The organism is Pseudomonas sp. NBRC 111138 (assembly GCF_001320835.1).
Lineage (GTDB): Bacteria > Pseudomonadota > Gammaproteobacteria > Pseudomonadales > Pseudomonadaceae > Aquipseudomonas > Aquipseudomonas paracarnis.
In genome coordinates this window covers 1-10296 of record NZ_BCBO01000086.1, presented here as the reverse complement: position 1 = coordinate 10296, position 10296 = coordinate 1, and the positions used below count along the sequence as shown (strand labels likewise).

The following is a 10296-nucleotide window of genomic DNA, read 5'->3' as shown; positions in this document are numbered from 1 at the left end:
TCACAAGCCGACGAACGGGTACTGGACCTGTTTTGCGGCCTGGGCAACTTCGCCCTGCCACTGGCTCGCCACGTACGCGAAGTGGTGGCGGTGGAGGGCGTACAGGCCATGGTGGACCGTGCGGCCCTCAATGCCGTCAGCAACCATTTGCATAACGCACAGTTTTTTCAGGCCGATTTGTCCCAGCCTTTGACCGACGCAGAATGGGCCAAACAGGGCTTTTCTGCGGTACTCTTGGACCCACCCCGCGATGGTGCCCTGGAGGTTGTGCGCAAACTTGCAGCCTTGGGGGCCAAGCGCCTGGTGTATGTGTCCTGCAACCCAGCCACGCTGGCGCGGGACACGGTTGAGTTGGTCAAGCAAGGCTACCGGCTAAAGCGTGCCGGGATCCTCGACATGTTTCCGCAGACCGCGCATGTCGAGGCCATGGCGTTATTTGAAGCGGGCTAGGATGCCCGTTTAATCCGACTGGCCTGCGTTCTCCAGGGCCTGAACACTGCCACGGAGCTCGCAGTAAAGTCGGCGATGATTTTGGCGCATCGAAGGTGCGTCGTAGGGAAGGTAAGCAAGATGGTACAGGTGAGAGCACACCAGCCGATCAACACCGACGGCAGTATCAATCTCGAGGCATGGCTGGATCATGCCGTCAGTGTCGACCCGGCACTGGACCGTGAAGCCTTGAAAGCAGCCTGCGAGTTCGCTCGTGAGTCTGAACAGCAAGACAATGCGGCCAAGAACCTGTGGGCCGAAGGCACTTCAAGTTTTCGCACTGGCCTGGAAATCGCCGAGATCCTCGCCGATCTCAAGTTGGACCAGGATTCGCTGATCGCCGCCGTGCTCTATCGCGGCGTGCGCGAAGGGCACATTGCGTTGCCTCTGGTCAGCCAGCGTTTCGGCGCGGTGGTGGCCAAGCTGATCGACGGCGTGCTGCGCATGGCCGCCATCAGTGCCAGCCTCAGCCCGCGTCAGTCCATGGTGCTGGGCACCCAGGGCCAGGTAGAAAACCTGCGCAAAATGCTGGTAGCGATGGTCGACGATGTGCGCGTCGCGCTGATCAAGCTGGCCGAGCGTACCTGCGCGATCCGTGCGGTGAAGACCGCCGATGATGAAAAGCGCAACCGTGTGGCCCGCGAAGTCTTCGACATCTACGCGCCACTGGCCCATCGCCTGGGCATCGGCCATATCAAGTGGGAGCTGGAGGATTTGTCCTTTCGCTACCTTGAGCCCGACCAATACAAACAGATCGCCACGTTGCTGCACGAGCGGCGCCTGGATCGCGAGCGCTTTATCAGCGACGTGATGGGCCAGTTGCGTTCGGAGTTGCAGGCTACCGGCGTGGACGCCGATATCAGCGGCCGCGCCAAGCACATCTATTCCATCTGGCGCAAAATGCAGCGCAAGGGCTTGGCCTTCAGCCAGATCTACGACGTGCGTGCGGTGCGCGTGCTGGTGCCGGAAATGCGCGACTGCTACACCGCGCTGGGTATCGTCCACACGCTGTGGCGGCACATTCCCAAGGAATTCGACGACTACATCGCCAACCCCAAGGAAAACGGCTATCGCTCGCTGCACACGGCGGTAATCGGCCCTGAAGGCAAGGTGCTGGAAGTGCAGATCCGCACCCACGCCATGCACGAAGAAGCCGAGCTGGGGGTGTGTGCGCACTGGCGCTACAAGGGCACCGACGTCAAGGCCGGGTCCAACCAGTACGAAGAGAAAATTTCCTGGCTGCGCCAAGTGCTGGAATGGCACGAGGAGCTCGGCGACATCGGCGGCCTGGCCGAACAACTGCGGGTGGATATCGAGCCGGACCGGGTCTATATCTTCACGCCTGACGGCCACGCCATCGACTTGCCCAAGGGCGCCACGCCGCTGGACTTCGCCTACCGCGTGCACACCGAAATCGGGCATAACTGCCGCGGCGCCAAGATCAACGGGCGCATCGTGCCGCTCAACTACAGCCTGCAAACCGGTGAACAGGTCGAGATCATCACCAGCAAGCACGGCACGCCGAGCCGCGACTGGCTGAACCCGAACCTGGGCTACATCACCACCTCGCGGGCGCGGGCGAAGATCGTCCACTGGTTCAAGCTGCAGGCACGTGACCAGAACGTCGCCGCTGGCAAGACCTTGCTTGAACGCGAACTGGCGCGCCTGGGCCTGCCTCAGGTGGACTTCGACAAGCTGGCCGAAAAGGCCAACATGAAGATCGCCGAAGACATGTTCGCCGCCCTCGGCGCGGGCGACCTGCGCCTGGCGCAACTGGTCAACCTGGCCCAGCAACTGGTCGAGCCGGAGCGCGGCAACGAACAGCTGGAGCTGATCCCGCGCAAAGCCACTGGCTACAAGCCGGGCAAGCGTGGCGATATCCAGATCCAGGGCGTGGGCAACCTGATGACGCAAATGGCCGGCTGCTGCCAGCCGTTGCCGGGCGACGCCATTGTCGGCTACATCACCCAGGGCCGTGGCGTGAGCATTCACCGCCAGGATTGCGCCTCGGTGCTGCAACTGGGCGGGCGCGAACCGGAGCGGATCATCCAGGTCAGCTGGGGTCCGGTGCCGGTGCTCACTTACCCTGTCGACATCATCATCCGTGCCTACGACCGTTCCGGCTTGCTGCGTGACGTCTCGCAAGTGCTGCTCAACGAGCGGATCAACGTGCTGGCGGTCAACACCCGTTCGAACAAGGAAGACAACACTGCATTGATGTCCCTGACCATCGAGATTCCGGGGCTGGACGCACTGGGACGGTTGCTGGGGCGGATTTCCCAGTTGCCGAACATCATCGAAACCCGGCGCAACCGCACCCCATGATTAGCAGGATGACAGCCGACTGACATGTGGAGTTGTTTTCTGTGGGAACTGGCTTGCCTGCGATAGCATCACCTCGGTTTAACTGAAGCACCGAGTCGCAAGCATCGCAGGCAAGCCAGCTCCCACATTGGATTTTCAGCGGAAAGAGATACGATGTATTCACTCGAAGACCTGCTGCACCTGATGAGCCGCCTGCGCGACCCGCAGTACGGCTGCCCGTGGGACATCAAGCAAACCTACGCGACCATCGTCCCGCACACGCTGGAGGAGGCCTATGAAGTGGCCGACGCCATCGAGCGCGGCGACTTTGACCATCTGCAAGGCGAACTGGGCGATCTGCTGTTCCAGGTGGTGTATTACAGCCAACTGGCCCGGGAAGAAGGGCGCTTCGAATTTGCCGGCGTGATCGACAGCATCACTCGTAAGTTGATTCGCCGGCATCCTCACGTGTTCCCAACCGGCGACCTGTACGCACCGCTGGATATCCCGCAGTTGAGCGAAGAACAGGTCAAGGAGCGCTGGGAGCAGATCAAAGCTGAGGAGCGCGCAGAAAAGTCCGACGTTCCCGAGCAACTCTCCCTACTCGATGATGTGCCCACCGCCTTACCCTCGTTGTCCCGTGCGGCCAAATTGCAAAAGCGCGCCAGCCAGGTTGGTTTCGACTGGCCTTCCGCGTTGCCGGTGGTGGACAACGTGCGCGAAGAGTTGGACGAAGTGCTCGAAGCCATGGCCGATAACGATGCGGCGGCCATCGCCGATGAAGTCGGCGACCTGCTGTTTGCCGCGGTCAACCTGGCCCGTCACCTCAAGGTCGACCCGGAAACTGCCTTGCGCGGTGCCAATGCCAAGTTCGAACGACGTTTCCGATTTATCGAACAGGCATTGCGCGATACACACCAACCCATAGAAGATTGCACCCTCGAAGAGTTGGACGCCCTCTGGGGTGAAGCCAAACGTCAGGAAAAGAATGTGTCCAGCTGCGGTTGAGCAGTTGCCTAAGTGAGTAAGCACCATGAGCCTTTCCCTTCGCGACCAGTTGCTCAAAGCAGGTCTGGTCAACCAAAAGCAGGCCAAGCAGGTCGGCAAAGAGAAACAGAAACAGCAGCGCCTGGTCCACAAGGGCCAGGCCGAAGTCGATGATACCCAGGCGCGCCTGGCTGCTGAGGCACACGCCGAGAAGGTCAAGCGTGACCAGGAGCTGAACCGTCAGCAGCAGGAAAAAGCCGAAGCCAAGGCGCGTACCGCCCAGGTCAAGCAACTGATCGAGACCTCGCGCCTGCCCAAGCTGACCACCGAGGACTACTACAACTTCGTGGATGACAAGAAGGTCAAGCGCCTGTCGGTCAACACGCTGATGCGCAACAAGCTGAGCAACGGCTCCCTGGCTATCGTGCACCACGGCGGCGGCTACGAGGTGATCCCGCGGGAAGCGGCGCTTAAAATCCAGGAGCGCGCTCCGGAGCGTATCGTGCAGCTCAACATCCTCACCGAAAGCCAGGTGCCGGACGAGGATGATCCGTACGCCGCTTACCAGATCCCTGATGATCTGATGTGGTAAGCCGCTGGAAATGACAAACCCCGCCAAAAGGCGGGGTTTGTGTTTTAAGCGTGCAGCACCAACCGGTTACCAATCCACTGCGTAACTCAGGCTGAAGGTACGACCCTCGGCATTCGGGTACGGTGCGCGGGCGTTGGCCTGGGCGAACATGTTCTGGTAGTTGCGGTTGGTGAGGTTGTACACCGCACCTTCGAGGCGGCCTACCGGTAGCCTTACCGAGCCCAGCAGGTCGACCAGGGTGTAGCCCTGGATATCGCGACCGTTGTTGTCCTTGGCCGCAGCGTCATAATTGGCCAGGCGCATCCCCTGCAAGCGCAGGCTGTAGTCGTCACGCTCGTAGCCGACAAACGCTGTGGTCTTGGCGGGGGAGATGCGGGTGGCAGGCAGGTCGATCCACTTGCCGTTCTGCTGGGTCTCGCCTTTGGCGTAAGCGTAAGTACCACCGACGGACCATTGGTCGGTGATGTTATAGGTCAGGCCGGTTTCGACGCCACGCACGCGTTCTTTCTGATTGATCAGGCGCAGCACACGATCATTGGCATCATAGAACTGCGTGACATCCGAGGTGTTTTCGTACGCGGTGACACTGGCCTGCCACTTGTCCCAGTCGCCACGCCAGCCCAGCTCGTAACTGTCGACCTTCAAGGCCTGGGCATTGAGGTCCTGGATATCGTATTTGCTGTTCACGTCACGCAGGAAGCGCTGGATATCCGGCAGGGAAAAGCCCTGGCTGAAGTTGACGAACACATCCTGGTTGTCGGTCAGGTGGTACACCGCACCGAGGTTATAGAGCGTGTCATCGTATTTGAGCGTGCCGCCGGGCAGTGTCGCGCGGTTGCCGGTCTGGACGATTTCGCCGTATGCGATGCTGTCGGAGACCTTGCTTTCAATCCATTCGCGACGTACGCCACCGCGCAAGGTCCAGTTGTCGATGTCGTAGGAGAGCTGGCCAAAGATGGCTTTGGTGGTGGTCTCGATATCTGGACCCAGTTCGAACGTGGTACCGGTTTTCGTGTAGGTCAGGCCATTGACCCGGTATTGGTCGCCACGCTGGCGTGAGGTTTCATGGTCGTAGTCCGCGCCCCATACCAGGTTGCCCGTTGCCGGGCCGATGTCCGGCATCTGGGTATCGACCGCTGCACGCAGGCCGTAGACGTCCTGCACGCTGTTGTTATCTGACACGCCTGCCCGGCCTCGGGACAGGTCTGGAAAGAACAGGGCGTCGGCCCGCCGCCAGTAGCTTTCGATCTGCAGGCCCTGGCCGTAGAAATCCTTGTCGGCGTAGTTGAGGTTGACCGCCTGGTTGTGGGTGTAGGGTTGGTCGCCCAGGTCCAGGCCTTTTACGGCGACTGCGTTGCTGGTGATGCGGGGGTTCTTGGTGTAGCGGGTGTCTTGTTCGTCCTTGTAGTCTTGCAGCGACAGGCTGATCTTCTTGTCGTCATCAAGCTCATAGCCGAAGCGACCTTGCAGGTCGTAGGTATCGGTGTCCATGTTGCTGCCCTGGGACGTGTCCTGGGGAATGCGCTTGCCATTACCGTCGAACTGATCGTTGCGCTGCACGGTGTTGCCCGAGAGGTACCAGTCCACCGGGCCTTTGCGCCCGGTGGCGCTTTGGAACGCCTGGTAAGCGAACCCCTTGTGGCTGAGGTTGTTGCCGGCGGTCATGCCGATCTTGCTGCTGAACGCCAGGTCTTCACCTTGGTTGCGTTTGGTGATGATGTTGATGATGCCGCCCGATGCGCCTGCGCCGTAGACGCTGCTGGCGCCGGAGATCACTTCGATACGCTCGATGCTTTCCGGTGCCACGCTGTTGAGCTGGCGGAAGTTATCGCGCGTGGCGTTTTGCGAAACCCCGTCGATCAGGATCAGGGTATTGCGCCCGCGAAGCGTCTGGCCGAAGTTGCTCATGCCGCCGCTGGAAGGGGCAATGCCAGGCACCAGTTGGCCGAGGATATCTGCAACCCGACGTCCTGCCCCGGTCTGCTGGCGGATTTGCGCTTCATTGATCACCTGCACTGAGCCTGGAATCTGCGCAATGCTGGTTTCGCTGCGCGTGGCCGATACCACTGTCGCCTGCAGTTGCAGACTGGTCGGGGCTGCCTGTGTCTGCTCTGTCTGATCGGCCCAGGCAGGGGCACTTATTGACCCAAGAAGTGGCAGCAGTACTGCCCATTGCGATGTGTTCATGATCATGTCTCAGAGTTATTAGAAGTATTGACAGAAAAATCGGATGTCTCAGGCGCTCGCGCAAACGAACGGATGGCGCGGATACTCACGGCGGCCAAGGCATAGGTCAGTGCGACCAGCCAGAAGCTGTGTGCCAGGCCTACCCACCCCATGCCGATACCGCCCAACAATGCGCCGCACAGCGCACCAGCTTTCGCGGCGCTGTTGCCCATGCCCAGGGCAAAACCCTGCTGGCTGTGCGCTACGGTAGTGGCGATCAGTGTGTAGGCCACGGGCAACAAAGCCCCCTGCCACACGCCCCACAGCAGCCTGCTGGCGATGAACCCCAACCACTCACTGGCCAGCGCCGTGCAGGCCAGCGTGAGCGCGCAGGCCCAGGTGACCCACTCGATGATGCGCAGCGTATGGGCTGGCTGATGTCGATCGAACAGGCGGCCCCACAACGGCGCGGACAGTGCCAGGGTCAAGGCACTGGCGCCATAGCTGGCGCCGATCAGCCACGCGGGCGCGTGCAAAACCTGGGCGACATATAAGGCGTAAAACGGTTGCGGCATCATCCTGGCTGCCTGGATCAATACGATGATCCCCAGCATCGCGCCAATCCAGCCTCTTGGGAGTGCGGCAGGCTTGGACGTGCGGGCAGGTCTCGATCGTGGTGAGTCGCTGGGTAAAAACGCGCTGATTATCGCGCACAACAGGCAGACGACGGTGGCGCTGTAGCACAGCAATGCGAAACCGGATATGTCCATGAGCCAGCCGCCCAATACCGGTCCGGCCAGGGAGCCTACAGCGGTGGCTGATTGCAGCCTGGCAAGAATGTGCCCGCGCCCACCCTCGCCGCAGCAGGCCAGTGCGTAGGCTTGGGCCGCTGCAATGAAGCCGGCCAACGCACCTTGCACCACGCGGATGACCACCAGCCACCACGGATCAGGCGTTATCGCAGCCAGCGCCTGGCACACCGCCAGTGCCAGCAATGCGCGGATGATCATGGGCTTATGGCCGGTACGGTCGCCCAGCTTCCCCCACATGGGTGTGAGAATCATCGCTGCCATCATCGGCCCGGCATACACCAGCGAAGACAGCAGGCCGGTGTACTGGGCATTTGCAGTGCCCAGCAACTTCTGGATTTGCAGCGGCCAGAACGGGCCGCTCATTTCCATCGCCCCCATCGACACCAACTGAATCACCACCAGCAGCCGCAGCGCTGTGTTGTTAGTCGGCATTGGCGGCCGCGCTCAACGGGTTAGGCAACCGCCCGACGATATCGGCATGACTCTCCAGCAGGCGCATGCGCATGAACGACTTGGCCGGCCATGCTTGCTCCAGCAGTGCTTCGCGCTCGGTGGCCCAGCGCTGCGGATCAACCTGCGAGCGCATGTCGTCAAAACACTGGCTGACCTGAGCTGACAGTTCATTCCAGAGCAGCGCCTGGGGGATGTCGAAGTGGCGCGCGGCAAGCAGGATGAGCTCGCCCAGATGGCACATGAAAACGGTGTGCAGCAGCTTGTCCCGTACGAAACCTGCGTCGTCGTACAGCGTCATCTTCGGGTCGTGCAGTTCAATGTCCAGGCCGTGGGCGTGCAAGGTTTTGCGGTCGATTCGGATATCGCCGAAGTCGCGCAACAGAAGACGGCTCAATTGTCCGTCTGCGGCCATCACCATGAAGGAGTTCTGTTGATGGGCCTCAAAAGCGATGCCGTAGCGTAAATACATGCCCAGCAGCGCCGGCACACTGATCGCCGCGTAATCATGGAAGAAGGCGAGCATGGCCGCCGCGTCATCCTTGCCTTGGCTCAGGCGCACCCATTGGCGCAGCAGCGGCTGGCCGTGTTGATCAATGGCAAACAGGCTGCCCACCGGCACGGCCATTTCGTCCGGCTGGAGCTGGCTCTGGGGATTGTCGCGATAGAGCACCGCCAAGTGGCGGGAGTGCTCGTCATTGGCCGGTTGTGGCTGGAAATGCACACCGATCCGCTCGGGAACGATGTTCAGGCATTTTTGAATCGCAGGCTCGCGTTCCAGGATGCTCAGCAGCAGATGGCTGATCCGTGGGCCCATGCGCGCTGACCGCGGCGATACGGTGCGCTGTACGCTGGTCAGGCGCAGTGACACGGGCAGTTTGACCATCGGTGCATCGCGACGGCCTTCAGGCAACACGGTTCTGAATGACATGGTGGGGTGGGCAGTAAACGCGACGATATCGGTCAGCACCAGCAGTTTGTCGCCGATTTCGTTGGCGAACAGTTGAGGCAACTCCTGGCGTGCCTGCCAAGGGTGGGCAGGCAACGGCAGATAATCGTCTGCCTGAAGGCCCTGCGCTTGCAGGGCTGCGGTCAATTGCCGTGCTGCCTGCGGGAAGTGCTCGCTCCACCACTGCCAGTAGTCGGCGGTACCGGCCAACTTTTCGACATGGGCAAACTGGCGATGCAGCGCGCACAGCAGCACCGGGAAGCGTGCTTCGAACTCCGGCGAATAGTTGATGACTTGTGCGGTATTCAGGCCCAGCTTGGTCTTGTAGTTGGGGTGCCATGGGTGACCCAATGTTCCCCACTGTTCAAGCACGGAAGTCGGGTTGATAACGCTCGGGCTGTTCTTGAGATGACTCAGCAGGTTGTCTTGATGCACCGGGTCCATTGACGCATGCAGCTTGAGCGTCCATTGCTCATGGAAGGCGAGGCACAAGGTGTCGTTGATGAAGCTGTCGTCGATCTCTACGTTGAGGCGGTTGAGCACTTCCCGGTCGGCAGGCGACTCGAGGCTGGCGTTAAGCAACGTCAACAACTGTGAGGGGAACTGGATTTTCTGTTCGGGCTGGCCTTCGCGCAACAGGATGACTTCGCCACGCAGGTCCCAGCTTGCCATGCGGCCAGGGTGCAAATGTTCGAAACGCAATCGGGCCTGGCAAGCCAGTGTCAGCGAGCAATGGCCATGTTCGTCATAAAGGAGAGTGCTGGGGTCCAGCAGGCTTTCACGAAACAATGCTTGGATCAGGCGTTGGAAGCTACGTTCGGCGGCAGGTGCCAGCGTATTGATCAGGGCTTCGAGGCTGACGTGGCTGGCCTTAAATTGCGCAGTGGCAAGTGCTTCGCTCCAGCGTTCCAGTAACGCGTTTTCTGGCTTGCTGCTATTTCCATGCATCTAATTGATTCCCTGATTCGTGAGCCTGAATGAAAAGCGAACGAATGATATCGAGAATCATTATTTTTGTGTGTTTTTGTTACATTAATTTATGGCGATTATTGACAAAAAAACCGCGCCCCAAAGGCGCGGTTTCTCGTAAACGGCCCGGCTGCGTGGGCCGGGCGTCCACATGATTTCAGAGCTTCAGGAGCTTTTTGCCTGGCGTTGCAGTTCGAGAGTTTCGAGCTCGTTTTTATAGTTGTGGGCGTCGCTCTCGTTGTGAAACATGCCGACCAATACGTCTTGCTGATGGACATCCCAGATGTGAATCCCGTGGCCTACTGCTTCATGGGACATATGTTCATCGTCGCGTTCAGTTACTTTTACAGTCATCTGCTTGCTCCAATCTCTGGTTGATCTGCGGCAAGTCGTCGCAGGCCTCTGTTATATGATTTGTTAGCTTGCTAAGTAAACTGATTTTGCGCGCAATAATTCATTGCGGGGAACGCAACAATGCTGCAAGCCTTGTAAACCAAGGCATTGCGTCGCCATCGCAGCGGCTTTATGACAAAAGTTTCATGTTCAGGTTGGCTAGGTTGACCTCGGCACCGCTATCG

The 10296-nt window shown here is 60.0% G+C and carries 8 protein-coding genes; 4 read left to right on the top strand and 4 right to left on the bottom strand.

Annotation, left to right across the window (positions count from 1 at the left end; translation table 11 throughout):
* From APH41_RS16870 to APH41_RS16855, 4 genes are all read left to right on the top strand, one after another.
* A partial coding sequence (locus APH41_RS16870) for a methyltransferase domain-containing protein (RefSeq protein ID WP_156359061.1) occupies positions 1 to 450 on the top strand: 450 nt, incomplete at its 5' end.
* Positions 451 to 570: 120 nt separating this feature from the next.
* The gene (relA, locus tag APH41_RS16865) at positions 571 to 2814 is read left to right on the top strand and encodes a GTP diphosphokinase (RefSeq protein ID WP_003193076.1); all 2244 of its coding nucleotides are present in this window, start codon (positions 571 to 573) and stop codon (positions 2812 to 2814) included.
* Between the two features lie 153 nt (positions 2815 to 2967).
* Positions 2968 to 3801, top strand: coding sequence for a nucleoside triphosphate pyrophosphohydrolase (mazG, locus tag APH41_RS16860; protein ID WP_034128320.1), 834 nt, complete (start codon positions 2968 to 2970; stop codon positions 3799 to 3801).
* Positions 3802 to 3826: 25 nt separating this feature from the next.
* Positions 3827 to 4372 carry a DUF2058 domain-containing protein gene (locus APH41_RS16855; protein ID WP_014719402.1) on the top strand — a complete coding sequence of 182 codons (546 nt, stop codon included), beginning with the start codon at positions 3827 to 3829 and terminating at the stop codon, positions 4370 to 4372.
* A 66-nt stretch (positions 4373 to 4438) separates the two neighbouring features.
* Here the strand turns inward: APH41_RS16855 and APH41_RS16850 are convergent, their stop codons facing one another.
* The 4 genes from APH41_RS16850 to APH41_RS16835 form a co-directional block, all read right to left on the bottom strand.
* Positions 4439 to 6559 carry a TonB-dependent receptor gene (locus APH41_RS16850; RefSeq protein WP_054897824.1) on the bottom strand — a complete coding sequence of 707 codons (2121 nt, stop codon included), beginning with the start codon at positions 6557 to 6559 and terminating at the stop codon, positions 4439 to 4441.
* A 2-nt stretch (positions 6560 to 6561) separates the two neighbouring features.
* Complete coding sequence (locus APH41_RS16845) at positions 6562 to 7782, bottom strand: MFS transporter (RefSeq protein WP_054920202.1); 1221 nt, start codon at positions 7780 to 7782, stop codon at positions 6562 to 6564.
* Entirely contained in the window at positions 7772 to 9697 is a 1926-nt protein-coding gene (locus tag APH41_RS16840) for an IucA/IucC family siderophore biosynthesis protein (protein WP_054920200.1), read from the bottom strand. Before APH41_RS16840 ends, APH41_RS16845 begins: the two co-directional genes overlap by 11 nt.
* Before the next feature lie 186 nt (positions 9698 to 9883).
* Positions 9884 to 10072, bottom strand: coding sequence for a hypothetical protein (locus APH41_RS16835; protein ID WP_003193064.1), 189 nt, complete (start codon positions 10070 to 10072; stop codon positions 9884 to 9886).
* Between the last annotated feature and the right edge of the window lie 224 nt (positions 10073 to 10296).

What these genes read in the sequence shown, in the direction of transcription:
- APH41_RS16850 (WP_054897824.1), bottom strand. Translation starts at nt 6,559, where the DNA reads ATGAACACATCGCAATGGGCAGTACTGCTGCCACTTCTTGGGTCAATA.
- APH41_RS16840 (WP_054920200.1), bottom strand. Translation starts at nt 9,697, where the DNA reads ATGCATGGAAATAGCAGCAAGCCAGAAAACGCGTTACTGGAACGCTGG.
- relA (WP_003193076.1), top strand. Translation starts at nt 571, where the DNA reads ATGGTACAGGTGAGAGCACACCAGCCGATCAACACCGACGGCAGTATC.
- mazG (WP_034128320.1), top strand. Translation starts at nt 2,968, where the DNA reads ATGTATTCACTCGAAGACCTGCTGCACCTGATGAGCCGCCTGCGCGAC.
- APH41_RS16855 (WP_014719402.1), top strand. Translation starts at nt 3,827, where the DNA reads ATGAGCCTTTCCCTTCGCGACCAGTTGCTCAAAGCAGGTCTGGTCAAC.
- APH41_RS16835 (WP_003193064.1), bottom strand. Translation starts at nt 10,072, where the DNA reads ATGACTGTAAAAGTAACTGAACGCGACGATGAACATATGTCCCATGAA.
- APH41_RS16845 (WP_054920202.1), bottom strand. Translation starts at nt 7,782, where the DNA reads ATGCCGACTAACAACACAGCGCTGCGGCTGCTGGTGGTGATTCAGTTG.